The sequence below is a fragment of the Acidiphilium acidophilum genome (assembly GCF_033842475.1).
GTDB classification, from domain to species: Bacteria; Pseudomonadota; Alphaproteobacteria; order Acetobacterales; family Acetobacteraceae; genus Acidiphilium; species Acidiphilium acidophilum.
Window position 1 is genome coordinate 1,777,628 of record NZ_JAWXYB010000018.1, and the last position, 19,728, is coordinate 1,797,355.

The 19,728-nt window shown below is 62.1% G+C and carries 20 protein-coding genes; 16 read left to right on the forward strand and 4 right to left on the reverse strand.

Annotated features, from left to right (window positions below; genetic code table 11):
- Positions 1-37 precede the first annotated feature (37 nt).
- A complete protein-coding gene (locus SIL87_RS11125) occupies positions 38-1,054 on the reverse strand; it encodes a sulfotransferase family protein (protein ID WP_319614253.1) in 1,017 nt (338 codons plus the stop codon).
- Between the two features lie 93 nt (positions 1,055-1,147).
- Between SIL87_RS11125 and queE the strand changes: the two genes are divergently transcribed.
- From queE to SIL87_RS11155, 6 genes are all read left to right on the forward strand, one after another.
- A complete protein-coding gene (gene queE / locus SIL87_RS11130) occupies positions 1,148-1,783 on the forward strand; it encodes a 7-carboxy-7-deazaguanine synthase (protein WP_319614254.1) in 636 nt (211 codons plus the stop codon).
- Entirely contained in the window at positions 1,783-2,139 is a 357-nt protein-coding gene (locus SIL87_RS11135) for a 6-pyruvoyl trahydropterin synthase family protein (protein WP_319614255.1), read from the forward strand. The genes queE and SIL87_RS11135 overlap by 1 nt, the downstream gene beginning before the upstream one ends.
- A 189-nt stretch (positions 2,140-2,328) precedes the next feature.
- Positions 2,329-2,943, forward strand: coding sequence for a GNAT family N-acetyltransferase (locus SIL87_RS11140; protein WP_319614256.1), 615 nt, complete (start codon positions 2,329-2,331; stop codon positions 2,941-2,943).
- A gap of 66 nt (positions 2,944-3,009) precedes the next feature.
- Positions 3,010-3,732 carry an acetoacetyl-CoA reductase gene (phbB, locus tag SIL87_RS11145; RefSeq protein WP_319614257.1) on the forward strand — a complete coding sequence of 241 codons (723 nt, stop codon included), beginning with the start codon at positions 3,010-3,012 and terminating at the stop codon, positions 3,730-3,732.
- Between the two features lie 21 nt (positions 3,733-3,753).
- A complete protein-coding gene (locus tag SIL87_RS11150; RefSeq protein ID WP_319614258.1) occupies positions 3,754-3,936 on the forward strand; it encodes a DUF72 domain-containing protein in 183 nt (60 codons plus the stop codon).
- 101 nt (positions 3,937-4,037) lie between these two features.
- Positions 4,038-4,430 carry a DUF72 domain-containing protein gene (locus SIL87_RS11155; protein ID WP_319614259.1) on the forward strand — a complete coding sequence of 131 codons (393 nt, stop codon included), beginning with the start codon at positions 4,038-4,040 and terminating at the stop codon, positions 4,428-4,430.
- 3 nt (positions 4,431-4,433) lie between these two features.
- Here SIL87_RS11155 and parE read toward each other — a convergent pair whose 3' ends face one another.
- Genes parE through aroA form a run of 3 tightly spaced genes read right to left on the reverse strand, consistent with a single transcriptional unit; the run spans position 4,434 to position 8,449 of the window.
- Positions 4,434-6,395: a DNA topoisomerase IV subunit B gene (parE, locus tag SIL87_RS11160; RefSeq protein WP_319614260.1), complete on the reverse strand. Its 1,962-nt coding sequence runs from the start codon at positions 6,393-6,395 to the stop codon at positions 4,434-4,436.
- A 60-nt stretch (positions 6,396-6,455) separates the two neighbouring features.
- Positions 6,456-7,091 (reverse strand): (d)CMP kinase, encoded by a 636-nt coding sequence (gene cmk, locus SIL87_RS11165; protein ID WP_319614261.1) that lies wholly within the window; start codon positions 7,089-7,091, stop codon positions 6,456-6,458.
- Positions 7,088-8,449, reverse strand: a complete 1,362-nt coding sequence (gene aroA, locus SIL87_RS11170) for a 3-phosphoshikimate 1-carboxyvinyltransferase (protein ID WP_319614262.1) — start codon at positions 8,447-8,449, stop codon at positions 7,088-7,090. The genes cmk and aroA overlap by 4 nt, the downstream gene beginning before the upstream one ends.
- Before the next feature lie 53 nt (positions 8,450-8,502).
- Between aroA and SIL87_RS11175 the strand changes: the two genes are divergently transcribed.
- The 10 genes from SIL87_RS11175 to SIL87_RS11220 all read left to right on the forward strand — a co-directional run bounded on the left by SIL87_RS11175 (position 8,503) and on the right by SIL87_RS11220 (position 19,721).
- Positions 8,503-8,880: an FYDLN acid domain-containing protein gene (locus SIL87_RS11175; protein WP_405055229.1), complete on the forward strand. Its 378-nt coding sequence runs from the start codon at positions 8,503-8,505 to the stop codon at positions 8,878-8,880.
- 393 nt (positions 8,881-9,273) lie between these two features.
- Positions 9,274-10,503 (forward strand): CaiB/BaiF CoA transferase family protein, encoded by a 1,230-nt coding sequence (locus SIL87_RS11180; protein WP_319614263.1) that lies wholly within the window; start codon positions 9,274-9,276, stop codon positions 10,501-10,503.
- Between the two features lie 9 nt (positions 10,504-10,512).
- Positions 10,513-11,358, forward strand: coding sequence for an alpha/beta fold hydrolase (locus SIL87_RS11185; RefSeq protein ID WP_319614264.1), 846 nt, complete (start codon positions 10,513-10,515; stop codon positions 11,356-11,358).
- Positions 11,359-11,534: 176 nt separating this feature from the next.
- The gene (locus SIL87_RS11190; RefSeq protein ID WP_319614265.1) at positions 11,535-12,323 is read left to right on the forward strand and encodes a YihY/virulence factor BrkB family protein; all 789 of its coding nucleotides are present in this window, start codon (positions 11,535-11,537) and stop codon (positions 12,321-12,323) included.
- Positions 12,324-12,538: 215 nt separating this feature from the next.
- Positions 12,539-14,839, forward strand: a complete 2,301-nt coding sequence (gene rnr, locus SIL87_RS11195) for a ribonuclease R (protein WP_319614266.1) — start codon at positions 12,539-12,541, stop codon at positions 14,837-14,839.
- 50 nt (positions 14,840-14,889) lie between these two features.
- Complete coding sequence (locus tag SIL87_RS11200; RefSeq protein ID WP_319614267.1) at positions 14,890-16,440, forward strand: S41 family peptidase; 1,551 nt, start codon at positions 14,890-14,892, stop codon at positions 16,438-16,440.
- A 45-nt stretch (positions 16,441-16,485) separates the two neighbouring features.
- Entirely contained in the window at positions 16,486-16,653 is a 168-nt protein-coding gene (gene rpmG, locus SIL87_RS11205; RefSeq protein WP_235706103.1) for a 50S ribosomal protein L33, read from the forward strand.
- Between the two features lie 20 nt (positions 16,654-16,673).
- The gene (locus SIL87_RS11210) at positions 16,674-17,762 is read left to right on the forward strand and encodes a zinc-binding metallopeptidase family protein (protein ID WP_319614268.1); all 1,089 of its coding nucleotides are present in this window, start codon (positions 16,674-16,676) and stop codon (positions 17,760-17,762) included.
- Between the two features lie 304 nt (positions 17,763-18,066).
- A complete protein-coding gene (locus SIL87_RS11215) occupies positions 18,067-18,264 on the forward strand; it encodes a DUF3311 domain-containing protein (protein ID WP_319614269.1) in 198 nt (65 codons plus the stop codon).
- Positions 18,261-19,721: a sodium:solute symporter family protein gene (locus tag SIL87_RS11220; RefSeq protein WP_319614270.1), complete on the forward strand. Its 1,461-nt coding sequence runs from the start codon at positions 18,261-18,263 to the stop codon at positions 19,719-19,721. The genes SIL87_RS11215 and SIL87_RS11220 overlap by 4 nt, the downstream gene beginning before the upstream one ends.
- Positions 19,722-19,728 lie beyond the last annotated feature (7 nt).

A 19,728-nucleotide genomic window follows, 5' to 3' on the forward strand; every position in this document is an offset into this window, starting at 1 on the left:
GCCGCCCCATGTCGCAGGATATCCGACAAACGCTCGATCAGGAATTGGACCCCACACCTGCTGCGTCTGGTTGGAAGGCTGACAAGCGCTCGATCTCACGACGCAGATCCTCAATGATGGCGTACCGATCGACCGCGGTATCGATCCAGTGCTGCCGCTCCGTCATTCGGGTGGCGAGTTCGGTTTCCAACGCCGCAACCACCGGTCCGTAATAGGCGTTGGCCTGGGCCATGGCGGCAGCGATCCCATCGAGGTCTCCACACGGCGGCTCCTGTCCCGAAACCGCCGCCATCATCCAGCGATATACGCCAGCCACCCACTCGGGCAGTGCCGCATCGCCGGGACCAACGACATGATGCCGCAGGCCAGCGGACAGGAATCGCGAAACAGCATCTCGATCGACGGTCGCTACTAAATCGATGCCAATGGCATCGCCCAACCGGGCGATTTCAGTCTCCCAGTCGGCCAGCAAGGCGTTGTACGCGACAAATCCGCGGACCAACCCCCGGCTGTCGCGTTCGGCATCCAGCATGTGGGTCTGCCAAAGAGCGATCGCTCGCGCCTGATCGAATCCCTCGCGACGCTCCAGCGATGCGGCGACCTCGTGCGGATGGCGCACCGGGATCACCACCCTCGGCGTAATATTCCGTTCCCGCAGCACCGGCAACCAGAGCGGCAGGAGTCGGCACAGCCGCGGATCCTTGACCACGATCAACGGCATGTCGCCGTATTCGATGTCGAGCAACGCACCAAGCCGGTGATGGAACTTCAGTGCTGCCTCACCAGCAAACCACGCGGGAGGCAAATGGCGCACATCGCTCCAGGTCGAACCGGTAGCCGCCAGCACCTCGTCGTGGAAGTCGACCAGCGCTTGTGATTCCCAAAAGCCGGTCGCGTTGACGTTTTCCGAAGCCGGCATCAGATGACGCGGCAAGCCTGCGCCGCACAGCGCAATCACCCGCGTCAGCGCCGATGTCCCGCTGCGATGCATTCCAAGGACAAGGATCGCCTGGCGTCGTTGAGCATGTGGGTTCATCCGTTGATCATGCCGCATCCACCGCCCCGATCAAGCGCGATAGCGGCGTTGCACCAAACCGGTCGCCAAAATGCGCTGTTTGCGATAGTTCGCAGCCATGAAGGCTCGGGCATGACATACAGCGTCAAGGAAATCTTCCTCACCTTGCAGGGCGAAGGCAGCAATGCAGGTCGCGCCGCCGTGTTCTGCCGCTTCGCCGGCTGCAATCTGTGGAGCGGTCGTGAAGCCGATCGCGCCACCGCGATCTGCCAATTTTGCGACACAAACTTTATCGGCACCGATGGCACAGGCGGCGGTAAATTCGCCGATGCCGCCAGCCTTGCCGCAGCCATCCGCGCCGCCTGGGCAGCACCGGTCACCACCCACGCGCTCGTGGTGATCACTGGTGGCGAACCTCTCCTGCAGCTCGACACCGCGCTGATCGCGGCGATCCACGCCGAAGGCTTCACCATCGCGGTCGAAACCAACGGAACCATCATCCCACCGCCGGGCATCGACTGGCTGTGCGTCAGCCCCAAATCACGCGCACCGCTTGCGCTTGACCAAGGCGACGAACTCAAACTCGTCTATCCCCAGCCCGAAGCGATGCCCGATCGCTTCACCTCACTGAATTTCAAAAACTTTCTGCTTCAACCGATGGACGGGCCCGATCGCCTCGCCAACACGCGAGCCGCAATCGCCTATTGCCAGTCCCACCCCCAATGGCGTCTCTCGATGCAGACCCACAAATATCTGGGCATTCCCTGATGTTCGAACTCACCAAGGATTTCCGCTTCGAAGCGGCCCATACGCTGAACCGCACGATCGATGCCGAACCTAGCCGGCGAATCCACGGCCATTCCTACCGGGCCAGCGTCACACTGCGCGGCACCCCGGATGCCTCCGGCATGATCATGGATTTCGGCAGTCTCGCCACCCACATTGCCGTTGTTCGTGGTCAGCTCGACCACCGCTTCCTCGATGACGTCGAACAACTCGGGCCCGCCACCCTTGAAAATCTCGCGGCTTTCATCTGGCGCAACCTCCGCTCCTCATGCCCAAACGTCGCCCGGGTGACTGTTTTTCGAGACAGCGAAGGGGAGTCTTGCACCTATGCAGGTTGAAGCGACTCTACTTATCTCAGGCGGAAACCGACAGAGCTGGGCAGACCAAGCTTGGGGTGCTCTGGGTCCGGGATCAAACGAATGACTCTGCCCAGAAACCGTTATGGGCAAATCGTCGGTCCCGAAGTGCCCCGTTGGACCCCGCGTGCTGCCCCCTCCACCAGCCCGATGTACGGTAGCTGGTGCCACATGGAATCGCTCGACTGCACCCGTCACGCGGACGACCTCGTCACCCTCTTTCTCGCCGCACCGGATGATCGTGACTGGACATGGTGGCGCACGCCCCGTCCTCCTAACCCCGCAGCCTTCCACGCTGAACTCGCCCACTTTGCTGACAACCCCGACTTCATGGCCTTCGCCATCATCGACGCTTCGGACCGCGCCGTGGGCTACGCTGCCTACATGGGAATCGACCCTGAACATGGCTCGATCGAAGTCGGTGCCGTCAATTATACCCGTGCCCTTCATCGCGCTCGCGCCGGCACTGAAGCCATGTTCCTGATGATGAGCCGCGCCTTCGATGAACTCGGCTATCGCCGGTACGAATGGCAGTGCAACAGCCTTAATCTACCCTCACGACAAGCCGCACTTCGGCTTGGTTTCCAGCTTGAAGGCATCTTTCGCCAGACCCATGTCACCCAGGGCCGGAACCGTGATACCGCTTGGCATTCCATCCTCGATTCAGAATGGCCAAGGGTCAAAGCTGGCTTCCTCGCCTGGCTCGATCCCGCGAATTTCACTGCGGCAGGAGTTCAGCGTCGCTCTCTCGCTGCATGTCGCGACGCAGCATCCGACAAGCCCTGAAACCAATCATTTACAGCCACCCCCGAACGGGTTCACATTGAGCCAATCTCACCGTGGGGAAACGAAATGTCGCGAATCGCACTTGTCACCGGTGGCACCAGAGGCATCGGTGCTGCCATCAGCGTGGCGCTGAAAGCCGCTGGCCGCACCGTGATCGCAAGCTACGCCGGCAACCAGACCGCCGCCGAAAACTTCACCGAGGTCCACGGCATCGAAGCAATGAAATTCGATGCCTGCGACTTCGATGCCTGCGCAACCTCCGTCGCCACGATCACCAGCCGTCTCGGTCCGATCGAAATCCTGGTCAACAATGCAGGCATCACCAAGGATGGCACCATGTCGCGCATGACCCGCGACATGTGGGACGCCGTGATCGACACCAATCTCGGCTCCTGTTTCAACCTCTGCAAAGCCACATTCGACGGCATGAAAGCCAAAAAGTTCGGCCGCGTCGTCAATATCGGCTCGATCAACGGGCAGGCCGGTCAGTATGGCCAGGTCAACTACGCCGCCGCCAAATCCGGCATCCACGGCTTCACCAAAGCCCTCGCCCAGGAAGGCGCGCGCTTTAATATCACCGTCAACGCGATCGCGCCCGGCTACGTCGATACCGACATGGTCCGAGCCGTGCCGCCCGATGTTCTGGATAAAATCATCGCCAAAATCCCGGTGGGACGCCTCGGCCACGCCGAAGACATCGCCCGCGGCGTCGTTTTTCTCACCGCCGACGACGCTGATTTCATCACCGGCTCAACGCTCTCGATCAACGGCGGCCAACACATGTACTGAGCAAGACAATCGATCGTTGGAATGACCCGACGAACCTCTGGCACGTTTCGAGTCGGCGTGGGCGGTTGGACTTACGCCCCGTGGCGCGGCGTTTTCTACCCGCACGACCTGCCCCACCGATGCGAACTCAGCTATGCCGCACGTCAATTATCCAGCATCGAGATCAACAGTACGTATTACCGACTGCAAGTACCCATCCGGTGAGGCTTTCGATTACCCACATTTCTGAGAGATTTGAGGTTGGGGTATTGCCCGGCTCGAATCGTATGTGATTCCTTGTCCGGCACCGATTCGGAGGCGGTGCGATGGACGAAAGCTTCCGTCACCCGGCGTTCATCGCCATGCTGTTCGATCATGGGGTTGCGGTGGTGACCGCCGGCGATAGCCAATCTCCGCAGATTGCCGATCTTACCGCAGATTTCGTCTATGTCCGTATCATGGGCACCAAGGAAGCAGAACCGCTCGGATATCGCGAAACCGTAGTCGCAAACTGGGCGCAGCGTGCGCGGGATTGGGCTCACGGCAAAGTTCCGCACGATCTGAACGCCATTTCGCCCTCGAAAGCCGACGATGTTCCTCATGACGTCTACCTCTACGTCATCAACGGCCACAAGATCCTCAACCCAACGGCGGCTCGAAATTTAATCAATCAGGTCCGTCACTCCGCGCCAGGACCAGCCGCCCATCACCGGTCATAGCCATCAAACGTCAAGCTCTCCTGCGCCTGCTGCGCGGTCCTGAATGAACCGGAATCGTAGCTCCGGCTTTCGCCCCATCAGGCTCTCCACCATCTCCGCCGTCTCCGCCCGCGCTTCCGGCAGGGTCATCACCCGAAGCAGGACCCGTTTTTTCGGGTCCATCGTGGTTTCCTTCAACATCGCCGGCGGCATCTCGCCCAACCCTTTGAACCTGCTGATTTCAACCTTCGCGCTCCCTTTGAAGGCGGTCTTGATCAGCCGGTCACGCTCGGCATCGTCCATCGCATAAACCGACTTGCTGCCCTGGGTCAGCCGGAACAGCGGCGGCTGTGCCAGAAACACATGCCCGGCACGGATCAGTTCCGGCAGTTCCCGGTAAAAAAACGTCATCAGCAGCGAGGCGATATGCGCGCCGTCGACATCCGCATCTGTCATGATAATGATCCGGCCATACCGCAGGTGTTCCAGCCGGAACCGGTCGCCCACCCCGCACCCGAGCGCCTCGATCAGATCTTTCAACTCCTGATTCTGCCGCAGCTTTTCAGTGGAAGCGGAGGCGACGTTAAGGATCTTGCCCCGCAATGGCAGAACTGCCTGGGTCTCCCTGTTGCGCGCCTGCTTTGCCGACCCTCCCGCCGAGTCGCCCTCGACCAGGAAAATCTCCGTATCCTCACGCGATTCACGCGCGCAATCCGTCAGCTTGCCCGGCAGCCGCAGCCGCCGTGTTGCTGACTTGCGCGGCGTATCCTTGGCCTCGCGCCGCCGGATCCGGTCTTCCGCGCGCTCGATGACATAGGCCAGCAGTTGATCGGCACTGGCCGGATCACCGGCCAGGAAATGCTCGAACCGGTCCCGCAGCGCCGCCTCGGTCACTCGCTGCGCCTCGGGCGAGGTCAGCTTTTCCTTGGTCTGTCCCTGGAATTGCGGATCGCGGATGAACAGGGACATCTTGGCCGCCAGCGTGCCCGTCACGTCCTCACCGGTCACTACGGCAACACGCTTGTTGCCACGCTGCTCGCCGAACCCGCGCAACCCCTTCAGCAACGCGGCGCGAAATCCCGCCTCATGCGTCCCTCCCTGAGATGTCGGAATTGTATTGCAATAAGTCGATATTGACGACTCACCACCATCGACCCACGCACAAGCCCACTCGATCCGCCCTGCCCCATCCGGCAGCTCGGCGAGGCCGGCCCAAACCGGAGCCACCAGCTTCGGTACGGTGCCAAGTTCCTCGGCCAACGAATCGGCTAGCCCGCCGGGAAAATGGAGTTCCGCCTGCGCCGGTACGTCCGACCCCGCAGGGATCAGCGCAGCATCGCATGACCAGCGGATACGCACGCCACGAAACAGATATGCCTTCGATCGGCACATCCGGTACAGCCGCACCGCGCTCAATTTGAGTGGCCCGAAAATCTCGGGGTCCGGCGTGAACCTGATCAACGTGCCGCGCCGGTTCGGCGCTGGCCCGGCATTGACCAGTTTGGTGAGCGGTTTGCCCCGCGCATAGTCCTGCTTCCACAGCACCCGGTCCCGCGCGACCTCGACCTCCAGGCGCACCGCGAGCGCGTTGACCACCGAACTCCCCACCCCGTGCAGCCCGCCCGAGGTTGCATAGGCCTTGCCGGAGAACTTGGCTCCGGAATGCAGCGTGGTCAGGATGACTTCGAGCGCCGATTTGTCCTTGAATTTGGGATGCGGATCGACCGGATAGCCCCGCCCGTTATCACGTACCGTCAACCAGTTGCCCGCAGCCAGCGTCATCTCGATCGTCGAGGCATGACCTGCAACGGCCTCGTCCATCGCATTGTCCAGCAATTCGGCGGCCAGGTGATGCAACGCGCCCTCATCGGTCCCGCCAATATACATACCCGGTCGGCGACGAACCGGCTCAAGCCCTTCCAGAACCTCGATATCCTTGGCGGTATACGCCGCCGAAGCAGCGGATTGGTCGAAGAGATCACTCACGTCCGGGCCTCGATTCGTTAGATTATTATGCCACCCTGCCACATAAATCCGAAAAGCGGATTATGGCTTCGCCAGCGCCCGGTTGACCCAGTCTGCTGCGGCAGCAAACGCGTGATTGGCATCGAGCGCGCTGGTGTCGATCCGATGAGCGTCTTCAGCCGGTCGCAGCGGTGCCGCCGCCCGAGTCCGGTCGGCTTCGTCCCGCGCCGCGAGATCCGCCTGAACCGCCTCGAGCGTGACTTCGGCACCGAGCGCCCGCCGCTCGGCAAACCGCCGCGCCGCCCGCACGGTGAGCGAGGCTGTGATATACAACTTCACATCCGCCTCGGGAAACACGATCGTCCCGATATCCCGCCCGTCGAGCACCGCCCCGGCATGCAACGCGAACGAGCGCTGAAAATCGAGCAATGCGGCCCGCACAGCGGGGATCGAGGCCACGGCACTTGCGGCACGATCGACCTCCGGGGTTCGGAGGTCTCCCCGTTCCAGATCGAGCCGCCCAAGGCCCCGCGCCTGCTCACTCGCAAGCGCGACATCTGACGGATCGCCGCCGTGGTCCAGGACCCGTCGTCCGACCACCCGGTACAGCAGCCCGGTGTCCAGATATGGCAGATTGAACGCTTCGGCCAGTCGCCGCGCCAGCGTCCCCTTGCCCGAAGCCGCTGGTCCGTCGATCGCAATCACGATATGCTTCATGCCAATCCCTCCACCGGCCCGCCCGCTGGCCCGATCACCGCCCCCAGCCCCCGCATCAGATCAACGAAGCCTGGAAAGCTGGTATCGATGAAGGCGGCATCATCGATTGTAACCGGATCGTCGGCGACGAGCCCCAGCACCAGCGCGCTCATCCCAAGCCGGTGATCCATATGCGTCATCACCGTCCCGCCGCCAAGCCGGTTTGCCCCGCCCATGATGATCATGTCATCGCCATCCACTTCGACCTGTGCGCCATTGACCCGCAGCATCGCGAGCGTGGCGGCCAGCCGGTCGCTCTCCTTGACCCGCAACTCTCCCAACCCGCGCAAGCGCGACTGCCCCATCGCGAGTGCACAGGCGACCGCGAGGATCGGGTACTCATCGATCATGGCAGGGGCCCGCTCCGGCGGCACATCCACCCCCCTCAGCGTCGTCGCCCGGACCACGAGGTCGCCAACCGGCTCCCCCCCCTCCGCCCGCTGATTGAGAATGACGATGTCTGCGCCCATTTCGCACAGCGTTGTCACAAGGCCGGTCCGCAACGGATTGAGGCCGACCCCTTCGATAGTCACGCTGGAGCCCGGAACGAGCAACGCCGCCACGATCGGAAACGCCGCCGAAGACGGATCGCCCGGCACCATGACATCCGAAGCCATCAACTCCGGCTGTCCCCGCAAGCGGATCAATTTGCCTCTCCCCTGCCCGATCACCTCGACCGCCGCTCCGAAATGACGAAGCATATTTTCCGAATGGTCGCGGGTCGGTTCCGGCTCCTCGATCTCCGTCACCCCACGCGCATTCAGCCCCGCGAGTAGGAGCGCCGACTTCACCTGCGCGGACGCAACCGGCAGCCGATAACTCAAGGGCAGAGCATCGGCCGCTCCACTCACAGCCAGAGGCAGCCGCCCGCCATCCCGTGCCGCAAACACAGCACCGCACGCGGCGAGCGGATCGATCACCCGGCGCATCGGTCGCCGTCGCAACGAGGCATCACCGGTCATCACCGCAAAAATATCATGACTCGCGAGAATGCCGCACAACAGCCGCGCCGCTGTGCCCGAATTGCCCATGTCGAGCACATCCTCAGGGCTGTGTAACCCGCCAATTCCGGCACCGCTCACCCGCCACATACCGGAACCTTCACGCGTGACATCCGCCCCGAGAGCCCGCATCGCGGCAGCAGTTCTCAGCACATCCTCGCCTTCGAGTAATCCGGCGATGCGCGTGGTGCCGATCGCAAGCCCCGCGAACATCAGGGCGCGATGGGAAATCGACTTGTCGCCCGGCACGCGGATCGTACCGTTGAGCGGCGAGCCGTCACGGCACGAAACATGGGCGACAGGGGATGAGGGGTTCATGGCGCGGCGCTTAGCATGGCCCGTACGGTTTGACATAGGGGGCGATGGGTGGCATGGCGCGCGCCCTGAAGCGACCGTTTCCCACTCTTTACGAGGCCCTCATGCCGAAGCCGGAACTTGGCGACAAACATACCTGCGTCTCCTGTGGCGCACGGTTCTTCGATCTGGGCAAGGTGCCTGCGGTCTGCCCGAAATGCGGCACCGAACAGCCGATCGAGCAGCCCAAGCTCAAGCGCAACGCCCCGATCCCCGATGATGTGAAAAAATCGCCCAAGGCAGCCATCGCGCCGGGTGACGATGTCGAGGTCGATGCGGTCGACGACGGCACCGACGAGGATATTCTGGAGGATGCCGACGATCTCGAGGACGATGCCGACGCGATCGAGGCAGATATCGAAGTCGAGCGCGATACCGACGAGAACGAACGCTGAAATTTTCCCGTCAGCGAAACAAAAATTTATTTTGCACCTCAGCGCAATCCATTAACCGAACGGTAATTCGCGCATGGTCATCTGGGGTCAGCCAAAACGGCTGAACTGTCAAAGGAAAATCCCGCGATGTCTGATTATGCAACGGCGAAAACTGCCGACCATCATGAGCCGATCGTCAGCCCCCTGATCCTGACCGACCGGTTGATCTCACTCGCTCAGGATGCTGAACGAGCCGGTCTGCCTGTCATGGCAAACCGGCTCGTCAGGCTCGCCCTTCGGGCTTGTAAACCGCCACCCAAAATTCGGCACCACGGTTGATCTCATCAATGTCCCGGCTTTGACCTGAAACGAGACGGTCCGCTATTCCGGGGATCACAGAACCGGAGGTCGTTCATGTCGAATTCCACTGCCGAAGCGATGCCCCAGCCGTCGGGGCCGCTTGCAGGACTTACCGTCTTTGACCTTACAAGGGTCCTGGCTGGCCCCACCTGCGTCCAGATGCTGGCCGATCTTGGCGCCAACGTGATCAAGATCGAAAAGCCCGGCAGCGGCGACGATACCCGCAGCTTCGTCCCCCCCGAAATGCCCGGAACCGGGCAAAGTGCGTATTTCGCAGGAGCCAACCGCAACAAGCGCTCGCTGACGCTCGACATCGCCACATCCGAAGGTCAGCGGATCGCCCACGACCTGATCGGTCGATGCGATATTCTGGTCGAAAACTTCAAGGTCGGGACGCTTTCCCGCTACGGGCTTGGGTATGAACAACTTGCCCCGATCCATCCTTCGCTGATCTACTGCTCGATCACCGGCTTCGGGCAGACCGGCCCCTACGCGGCGCGGCCGGGCTATGACAGCCTGATCCAGGCCATGGGCGGTATCATGTCGCTCACCGGCGCGCCCGATGGCGAGCCAATGAAAGTGGGCGTTCCGGTCGCGGATCTGTTCGCCGGCCTTTACGGCGCTATCGGTGTTCTCGCCGCTCTCCGCCATCGCGAAGCCACCGGCGAAGGCCAGCAGGTCGATATCGGCATGCTCGATACCCATGTCGCCTGGCTCGCCAATCAGGGGATGAACTATCTGGCCACCGGCACCAACCCGCCCCGCCTCGGCAACCAGCATCCCAACATTGTTCCTTATCAGGTTTTCGCCACGGCGGATGGCCATATCGTGCTCTCGATCGGCAACGACGCGAGCTTCGCCCGTTTCTGCAACCGCTTCGGCCTCGACCACCTCATTGAGAATTCGAACTTTGCGACTAACGCCGCGAGGGTCGCAAACCGTACCCTCGTCACCGAAACGCTCGCCGCCGTGCTCAGCCGGCACTCCTCCGCGTGGTGGCTGGAAGCGCTGGAAGCCATCAAAATCGGCTGCGGTCCGATCAATACGCTCGATCAGGTGTTCACCGATCCGCACGTGATCGCACGCAATAATCTGGTCGACCTCACCGATCAAAGCGGCAATCCGATAACTCTGGTCGCGAATCCGGTACGTTTATCCGCCACACCGGTGGATTATCGCCTCCCACCTCCCATCTTAGGTGAACATACCGATGAGGTGCTGACCGACATGCTGGGACTGAGTGCAACCGAAATAGCGGCCCTGCGCCGCGACAAAATCGTCTGACCTGGCTGCATGGCGCGGCAAGGCTTCGTGCCTTACCTCCTCGGCAGTGCGTTTCACCGCCTCGCCTTCGTGGAATTCGGCAACCCGGCAGCGGCGGCGGTGCTCTGCATCCACGGTCTGACCCGAAATGGCCGTGATTTCGACCCGCTGGCAGAAAGTCTTGCCGATCGATTTCATGTCATCTGCCCGGATCTGCCTGGGCGCGGACAGTCGGACTGGCTCCCTGATTCAGCGCTCTATCAGCCCGGCTCCTACGTCATCGCCCTCGGCCATCTTCTCGCATGGCTCAACAAGCCGGTCGTCTGGATCGGCACGTCGCTCGGCGGGATTTGTGGAATGATGATGGCGGCGACACCCGGCGCTCCGATCACAAGACTTGTCCTCAACGATATCGGGCCGTCGATCCCTGCGTCCGCGCTCAGTCGCATCCGCGATTATATGACGACCACGCCTGAATATTTCGCCAAGCATGCTGATGTCGAGCGCTATCTTCGCAGGGTTCATGCCCCGTTCGGCCCTCTGACCGATGCTCAATGGGCACATCTCGCATATTATTCCGCGCGACGGCTCGACGGCGGTGGCCTGGCACTACATTACGATCCCGCCATCGCCACACCGATCATAGCTTCGACGCCAATGACCGCCGATCTGTCGCCGATCTGGCAACAGATCCGCGTGCCCGTGCTGGCGATCCGTGGCGAATCGAGCGATCTCCTCACCGAGGAGACGTTCGCCGCCATGGAAGCAGATGGTGCAACCGGACTGACGATCGCCGATACGGGCCACGCCCCGGCGCTGATGGACGCACCGACCATCGGCGTCATCCGCGATTTTCTGGAGAGCGGCCGCCAATGACCGATCGCCAGACGACGGACGCCGTTGTGAAAAATCCGCTGCCGCCTCCCCCGCCGACAACGGCACAGTCCACGACCATATCTGCGAGCCCAAAACGCCGCCGGACCTGGCGAGAATCATCTCGCCTATGGTGGAGCAGCCTCAAGACCTCGCTGTGGGCGCTTCTCAGCGGCGAGATGTCGCTGGTGGCCGCCGGTTGCGCCTTCTATGCAACCCTCGCGCTATTCCCGGCGATCACCACGCTGATCTCGCTTTACGGTCTTGCCTTCAACCCGATCACGGTCGAGCCGCAACTTATCTATCTGCGCCATTTGATGCCGCCAGCGGCGTTCCAGCTGATCGCCGGGCGAATCCAGCAACTGGTTTCAGGCGGCAAGACCAGTCTGGGAATCGGACTCGCTTTGTCATTGGTGTTCACGCTCTATTCCACCGCATCAGGGACCAAATCCCTCATCTATGCCCTCAACGTGATCCACAAACGTGAAGAAACCCGTGGGATCATCCGGTTTCAACTGGTCACTCTCGGCATGACGCTGGTGGCGGTCATCGGCGCGATCATTGCAATCGGCGTGCTGGTTGGTCTGCCGCTGATGTTCACCTTCTTCGGCTTCGGCAAAGCATCCGCGGTGATCGCCATCGTAATCGGCTTCATCCTGATGGTTGGGTTCATGGGCGTCGCTCTCGGTCTGTTCTATCGCTACGGTCCCTCTTTCCGCCGGGATCTCGGACACACCGTAATCCCGGGTGTAACCGTTGCGATTCTGGTCTGGCTGATCGTGTCCTATGGATTCGCGGTCTATGTCGGGCAGTTCGCCGCCTACAGCCGGACTTATGGTCCGCTCGCCACCATCATCGGCCTGATGATGTGGTTCTACCTCACCGCCTACACCCTTCTACTCGGTGCGCTGTTCAACGCGGCGATCGATCAGGCGAGCAAACAGCCGATTGTGGCAAGAAGGCCATAGCAGCGAAACTTGCGCTGAACGCGGCCGTCAAAACCGGTTTACAATGCTGCATCAGCGTTGTCGCGACGCCACATTGGAGGTATGGCACGAGGATTGAACAGAGCAGCTGATACGTGGGGCGAGACTTGGTACCTGAACCGGACTCAATCGAATTCGGTCGATGATGGAACCATGTGGATCGCCCCGCGGACGTCAGACGAGGACGTCCCGGCGGCATGACCCGTAAACCGGCCAGAGTGAAACCGACCGATCAGGAGTTTCCCGCGGCATCGTCATCAACGCTGCCCAGCACGGCCGCGCTCCGGAAGTTCCTCAGCGAGGCCGGCACCCGCATGGGTAAAAACGACATCGCACGCGCTTTCAATCTGACGCCTGACCAAAGACCGGCCCTGCGCGCCCTGTTGCGCGAACTCGAACGCGACGGCGCATTGACCCGTGCCGGTGGCAGGCATGTTCGCGAGGCGGCAGTGCTACCCGAACGTTGCGTTGTCGAGATCACCGGCACCGATCGGGATGGCGACCCCCTGGCCCGACCGGTCGGCTGGGATCAGCCCGGGCGTCCGCCAATCATTTTCATGAAGCCCGAGCAACGCGGCCAGACCGCCCTCGCCCCCGGCGCGCGCGTCCTGGCACGGCTGCGCAGGATCGACGGTGATCGATACGAAGGGCGAACACTGAAGCGGCTCGACGACGAACCAGCGACCATTATCGGCGTGTTCAGGTCGGCGAGACCGGGCGAGGCGCACGGCGGCTGGATCGAGCCGGTCGATCGCAAGAGCCGGGCGGAATGGGCGGTTCCGGTCGGCGAGACCAACGGTGCGGCAAGTGGCGACGTGGTGCGCGCCGCCCCGCTCCCAGCATTCGGGCATGGCGCGAAACCGGCCCGGATTGTCGAACATCTCGGCAAGATGGGCGATGCGCGCTCGATCAGCCTGATCGCGATCGCCGCCCTCGGTATCCCCGTCGATTTTCCGCAAGCGGCGATCGACGAGGCGGAGGCGGCAAAGGCAACCCGGCTCGGCAAGCGTACCGATCTGCGCGGGCTACCGCTCATCACCATCGATGGTGCGGATGCCCGCGACTTCGACGATGCGGTATTCGCCGAGCCCGCCGGCACAGGCTACCGACTGGTTGTCGCGATCGCGGATGTCGCGCATTATGTCCGACCCGGCAAGGCGCTCGACCGCGAAGCGCAGCACCGCGGCAATTCGGTCTATTTCCCTGATCGTGTCGTACCGATGCTGCCCGAAGCATTGTCGAACGGCTGGTGCAGCCTGCGACCGAACGAGGATCGCGGGTGCCTTTTTGTCGAAATGATCATCGACCGTGAAGGCCGCAAACAGAGCCACAAATTCGGTCGCGGCCTGATGCGCAGCTTCGCCCGCATGACCTACGAGGAGGTACAAAGCGCGCACGATACGGATTCGGCCGCCGACCTCCCTGCCGGCACGCTCGATCATCTGTATGCCGCCTATCACGCCCTGATTGCCGCCCGCCAGGCGCGCGGCACGCTCGATCTCGACCTGCCGGAACGCCAGATCACCCTCACCGAGGACGGCAAAGTGGCCAGCGTCGTGCCGCGCGCCCGGCTCGACAGTCACCGGTTGATCGAGGAGTTCATGATCCTCGCCAATGTCTCGGCGGCCGAGGAGCTGGAGCGGCTGCGTCAACCCTGCATGTACCGAATCCATGCACCGCCCTCCCCGGAAAAGCTCGACGCCCTGCGCTCGCTGCTGGCCACTTTCGACATTTCGCTCAAGCAGAGCGACCAGTTGATCCCGCGCGACCTCGATCACATCCTGAAACTGGTCGCAGGGACGGACGCGGCGCCGCTGGTCAACGAAACCGTGCTGCGCAGCCAGTCCCAGGCAGAGTATGCCCCCGAAAACATCGGCCATTTCGGGTTGGCCCTGAAATCCTACGCGCATTTCACCTCGCCAATCCGCCGTTATGCCGATCTTCTGGTTCATCGCGCCCTGATCGCCGGGCTGAAACTGGGAACCGATGGGCTGAGCCCCGAGACGGCTGGCGAATTCCCTGTCATCGCGCAAGCCATTACCATCACCGAGCGCCGTGCGACCGATGCCGAGCGGCAATCGACCGACCGTTATCTGGCTGCCTATCTCGCCGAGCGCGTCGGAGAGGAGTTCGCAGCGCGCATCGCCGGCGTCACCCGCTTCGGCCTGTTCGTCAGCCTGAGCGAAACCGGCGCTTCGGGTTTCATTCCGATGGCGCTGCTGCCTGACGATTTCTGGCATCATGACGAAGCCACCAGCACCCTGTCAGGCAAGCGTAGCCGTATCGTGTTCCATCTGGCCGACCAGGTGACAGTGCGGCTGCGCGAAGCCAAGCCAGTCACCGGCGGATTGCTGTTTTCGCTGATCGAGGGGGGGCAATCACGCGGCCACCCACCCATGCACGTCAGCAATGATTCACCGGGACGGCACCCCGGCAGGAAATCCAAGGGCAAACGGCCCGGCCGCACCCCGAAATCGGCAAAGCGCCCGCACCGATGAAATTCCATCGCCGAACTGGAATATGGCGTCATCTCAGGGTCAGGCGCAGCTTGGCGCTTCTCTGCCTCATCCTGCCGTTGTGCAGTGCCTATGCCGCCGCACCTGGGACGACCGCGCTTGGGTTCAATGCCGCTCAGGCTGGTGCGGTCTGGGGCGCCGCCCTCGCCTTCATCGCGCCGCGCACACTCGAACCGCTCGGAATTCCCCGGATGGCGGTATGGGGCCTGTCGGGTATCACCGCGCTCGATCCGGATCTGACCGTTCAGGATCAGTCGGGAAAGTTGCTGCTCTATGGCCCGAACCGGGTGATCTTCGCGACCACGACCCCAGCCCCGACCGATGCGGGAGCCTGGGGCGTCGCGTGCGCGGCCGTTGCGGCGCACGCGTTCACCGTGTCACCAGCGCTTCGCCGCGCGGGCACGGAAGGCGTGATCCGCAGCTTTTTCGATGAGCTATTCAATCATTTCGACCCGTATTCTCGATATGAAGCTCCGCGCGAAGCCGATGAAGATCGCGCCGTCCGCCTCGGCCACGCCGGGCTCGGTCTCACCCTCGGGCGCGAGGGCCGGGCGATCCTGATCGCGCGCGTGGCGCCCTCCGGTCCCGCCGATCAGGCCGGAATGACGGAGGGTATGGCCGTGCTGGCAATCAACGGCCAATCCACCGCCAACGGCCATCTGGCTGCCCTGCAGGAAAGCCTGCACGGCATGGCCGGCACCCACATCACCCTGACGGTCCGGCCAGCAAAAAGCCTGCCACAGACCATCGATCTGACGCGGGGGCTGGTACCAACGCAGAGTGTCTTCGGTGCAATGGACAAGACCATCGCTGTCATCCGGGTGACGGGGTTCGACCGCGATACCGGCGAGCAGTTTGCCAGTACGCTGGCAACCTTGATGCAGGGCACACCCCACCCCACGGGCGTCGTGATCGACCTGCGCGGCAATCGCGGCGGCGTCCTGCGGCAGTCGGTCCTCAGCGTCGACACATTGCTCAGTCACGGCACCATCATCCGCACGATCGGTCGGGATCCTGCCTCGGACCACGTGTTTCATGCCGAAGGTGCGGATCTTGCAGGCGGACTGCCCGTGATCATTCTGGTCGATGGCGCAACCGCAAGTGCGGCCGAGGTATTTTCGGCCGCCTTGTCCGACAACGACAGGGCGGTGGTGGTCGGCAGTGCAACCCTGGGCAAGGGACTGGTGCAGAGCTTGACGACCCTGCCCGGTGGCGGCGAACTCTACGTGACCTGGAGCCGGATGATTGCGCCACGCGGCTGGCCATTGCAGGGGCTGGGCGTGTTTCCTCAAGTGTGTGTCAGTCTCGGCACCAACGTGCTGGCCCAGCAGATCACGGCGCTGAAATCGGGTCACGACATGCTGGCGAAATCGTTGGCCGAAACCCGCGCGGCACGCGCACCGATGCCTCTGGCCGAGATCCTCGCGATTCGCGATGCCTGCCCCGCCACGGTCGGAGCCAACGGCTATTTTGCCGCCGCGACCGCCCTGATCGACGATCCGGTCGCCTACCATGCCGCATTGATCCGCCCGTTGCTCGCGGCAGACGCGGGAACAGGCAGTTCTGCGTCGCATGGGACTTGACCGCAGCAAGCCTCTCGCTCATATTCCGCCGATCGGAGAACACTCATGGCCAAATCCAGCACAGTCCAGATCAAACTGATTTCCACCGCCGACACCGGCTTTTTCTACGTCACGCGCAAGAACGCGAAGGCGCAGACCGGTAAGCTCGAGTTCCGGAAATACGACCCGGTGGCGCGCAAGCACGTCGCGTTCAAGGAAGCCAAAATCAAGTAACCGCCTGGTTTGCCCGCACGATGCAGCTATTCATCTGTCAATCGTGCGGCGCGCGGCTATATTTCGAGAACCACGTCTGCCAATCCTGTAACCATCGGCTCGGCTATTTGCCGGACGTGGACAGGATTGTTGCATTGGTCCGAGACAAACGGGAAGAGGGTGGTGGCGATCCGAACGGCTATTGGCGGGCAGTCGGGCTGCCCGATCTGCGCCTTCGGTTTTGTACCAATGCGCTCTATGACGCATGCAACTGGCTGCTGCCAGCGGATAATTGCGATCCGGGGTCGGAACCATTATGCGATGCCTGCCGATTTAACCGGATCGTGCCCAATCTCGACGATGCCCGCAACCTGGCACGCTGGCGCCGGATCGAGACGGCCAAGCATTGGCTGATCTACACGATCAAACATCTGAAGCTGCCGTTGCCGGATCGGATGGAAGATCCGGGCCATGGCCTCGCCTTCAAATTCCTGACTCCGGTTCGTGGGGCGCCGCCGCCTCTTACCGGTCACGATGAAGGGGTGATCGTGCTGAACGCGGAGGAAGCGGAGGACGCAATCCGCGAACGCAACCGCACCGTGATGGGCGAGCCCTATCGCACCCTGCTCGGTCATTTCCGTCACGAGATCGGCCATTTCTATTGGGACGTTCTGGTGCGCGACACCGACCGGATCAATCGCTGCCGGGAGTTGTTCGGCGACGACCGGGCCGATTACAGTGCGGCGCTGAAGCACCATTACGCCGAGGGTGCGCCGCCAGATTGGCAGGAGAACTATATCAGCGCCTACGCAACCGCTCATCCATGGGAGGATTTCGCGGAAACCTGGGCGCAATATCTGCATATCGTGGACACCATCGAGACCGCCAACGCCTATGGGCTGCGGGTGGATCCGCCCGGCGAAAGCGGCGGAACCATGCCACTCTCCGCTGATTTCGACCCTTATGGATCACACCCAATCGAAGACCTCATCGCGATCTGGTTGCCGCTGAGCTTTGCGATGAACAGCCTCGCCCGAAGCATGGGTCAGAACGACCTCTACCCGTTCATCATCTCGCCGCCAGTCGTCGAAAAGCTCGGCTTCATCAACGAGCTCATCCATCGGCGCTGATCGTAACTTTGCGGTTTCATCGGAACTCAACAGCGTTCGTGGGATCGTCGATTATTTTTGTGCTGCGGCAGGTCCAAACCCGCCGTAAGCAAATGCACATTTCAAATCACGGCACCATCACCGAACGTCACGAAAAGGTTGTCAAGCGCGACGAGGATGCCGCGGCGAATCATCGTCACGCCGTCGAGCCTCATCGTGTCGGCCGAACCTCACCGTTGGCTTAGCCTCGGCCCCCGCTTGCCAGCGACCGAAACTCCGCACACAATGGCGTAAATAAACGTCGGTCGCACATAACGGAGGCCTCATGAAACCATTTCAATTCCTTGCGATCGTGCCGTGCGCGCTCATGCTGATCGGTCCATTGGTGCACAACAAGCTGCACCCGTTCATTCTCGATATGCCCTTCCCGCTCGGCTGGGTGACGGTGTGGATCGTGCTGACGGCCGCGACGATGGCGGTGGTCTATGCGATCGATCCCGCGAACAAAGGGGGCGATCGATGACGATCCCCCTGATTCTGCTCGGCTTGACCGCCCTGTTCGCGCTGCTGCTCGGGGTTGGCGCGCGATCCGGTCACGCGATGGGGCTGGAGGAATGGACCGTCGGAAATCGCGGCTTCGGCTTCGTGCTTGTCTTCCTGCTCCTGGCCGGCGAGATCTACACCACGTTCACCTTCCTCGGTGCCTCGGGCTTCGCCTACGGCCAGGGCGCACCGGCCTATTACATTTTGGCCTACGGCACGATCGCCTATGTGATCGGCTATTTCATGCTGCCGAAAGTATGGGCCTATGCCAAGCAGCACCATCTGGTCTCGCAGCCCGATTTCCTCGCCCATAAATACGACAGCAAGGCGCTGGGCGTGATCGTCTCGATCGTCGATATCATCGCCCTCATCCCCTACCTTGTGCTTCAGCTCACCGGCCTCGGCATCATCGTGACGGCGGCTGGCTATGGCGGGATTTCAAACACGGTCGCGGTGCTGATCGGCGCGGTGGTGGTGACAATCTATGTGGTCGTCTCGGGCGTGCGCGGGTCGGCATGGACCTCGGTGGCCAAGGACATCATGATCCTGGGCGTGGTGCTGTTTCTCGGAATCTATCTGCCGATCCATCTGTATGGTGGAATCGGCGCGATGTTCGAGGAAATCGCGAAAGCGAAACCCGGCTTCCTGACATTTCCAGCTAAGGGACAATCGGTCTGGTGGTTCGTCTCCACCGTGCTGCTCACCGCACTCGGTTTTTTCATGTGGCCCCATTCCCTCGCCAGTTGCTACACCGCACGCAATGCGAACGTCTTTCGCAAGAACGCAATCGTGCTGCCGATCTATCAATTGATCCTCCTGTTCGTTTATTTCGTCGGATTCGCAGCCGTGCTTAAAGTGCCGGGGCTGAAAGGGGCGGCGAGCAACCTCGCATTGTTCAAGCTGGTCGTCGCAACCCTTCCGCCCTGGGTCGTCGGCATCGTCGGCGCCGCAGGCGTACTGACTGCGCTCGTTCCGGGTTCGATGATCGCAATGACGGCAGCCACGCTGATGTCGCGCAATCTCTACGGCGCTCTCAACCCACAGGCCAGCAACGATCAGATCGTATTCATCGCGAAATGCCTGGTTCCGGTCGTCATGGCGATCGCAGTGTTTTTCACCCTCACCGGCAGTTCCACGATCGTTACCCTGCTCCTGGTGGGCTACAGTTTCGTGACCCAGATGTTCCCGGCGCTGGTCCTGAGCCTGTTTCCTGGCTCAGGGGCCACGAAACAAGGCGCGATGGCGGGCATCGTCGCCGGCGTTGTGGTTGCGGCTTGGCTCACCTTCAGCCACGCGACGGTCGGCTCGTTGCTACCGTTCCTGCCGCAGCCGATCCAGGATTTCAACGTCGGGATCATCGCCCTGATCGTAAATATCGTGATGCTGGTGGCGGTGAGTGCGGTCACCAAGCGGCGTGTCGTCGCCATCGCGGAATAAGGGAGGG

Coding starts and splice junctions, on each gene's coding strand:
- SIL87_RS11125 (WP_319614253.1), bottom strand. CDS start 1,054: ATGCGGCATGATCAACGGATGAACCCACATGCTCAACGACGCCAGGCG.
- queE (WP_319614254.1), top strand. CDS start 1,148: ATGACATACAGCGTCAAGGAAATCTTCCTCACCTTGCAGGGCGAAGGC.
- SIL87_RS11135 (WP_319614255.1), top strand. CDS start 1,783: ATGTTCGAACTCACCAAGGATTTCCGCTTCGAAGCGGCCCATACGCTG.
- SIL87_RS11140 (WP_319614256.1), top strand. CDS start 2,329: ATGGAATCGCTCGACTGCACCCGTCACGCGGACGACCTCGTCACCCTC.
- phbB (WP_319614257.1), top strand. CDS start 3,010: ATGTCGCGAATCGCACTTGTCACCGGTGGCACCAGAGGCATCGGTGCT.
- SIL87_RS11150 (WP_319614258.1), top strand. CDS start 3,754: ATGACCCGACGAACCTCTGGCACGTTTCGAGTCGGCGTGGGCGGTTGG.
- SIL87_RS11155 (WP_319614259.1), top strand. CDS start 4,038: ATGGACGAAAGCTTCCGTCACCCGGCGTTCATCGCCATGCTGTTCGAT.
- cmk (WP_319614261.1), bottom strand. CDS start 7,091: ATGAAGCATATCGTGATTGCGATCGACGGACCAGCGGCTTCGGGCAAG.
- aroA (WP_319614262.1), bottom strand. CDS start 8,449: ATGAACCCCTCATCCCCTGTCGCCCATGTTTCGTGCCGTGACGGCTCG.
- SIL87_RS11175 (WP_405055229.1), top strand. CDS start 8,503: ATGGCGCGCGCCCTGAAGCGACCGTTTCCCACTCTTTACGAGGCCCTC.
- SIL87_RS11180 (WP_319614263.1), top strand. CDS start 9,274: ATGTCGAATTCCACTGCCGAAGCGATGCCCCAGCCGTCGGGGCCGCTT.
- SIL87_RS11185 (WP_319614264.1), top strand. CDS start 10,513: ATGGCGCGGCAAGGCTTCGTGCCTTACCTCCTCGGCAGTGCGTTTCAC.
- SIL87_RS11190 (WP_319614265.1), top strand. CDS start 11,535: ATGTCGCTGGTGGCCGCCGGTTGCGCCTTCTATGCAACCCTCGCGCTA.
- rnr (WP_319614266.1), top strand. CDS start 12,539: ATGACCCGTAAACCGGCCAGAGTGAAACCGACCGATCAGGAGTTTCCC.
- rpmG (WP_235706103.1), top strand. CDS start 16,486: ATGGCCAAATCCAGCACAGTCCAGATCAAACTGATTTCCACCGCCGAC.
- SIL87_RS11210 (WP_319614268.1), top strand. CDS start 16,674: ATGCAGCTATTCATCTGTCAATCGTGCGGCGCGCGGCTATATTTCGAG.
- SIL87_RS11215 (WP_319614269.1), top strand. CDS start 18,067: ATGAAACCATTTCAATTCCTTGCGATCGTGCCGTGCGCGCTCATGCTG.
- SIL87_RS11220 (WP_319614270.1), top strand. CDS start 18,261: ATGACGATCCCCCTGATTCTGCTCGGCTTGACCGCCCTGTTCGCGCTG.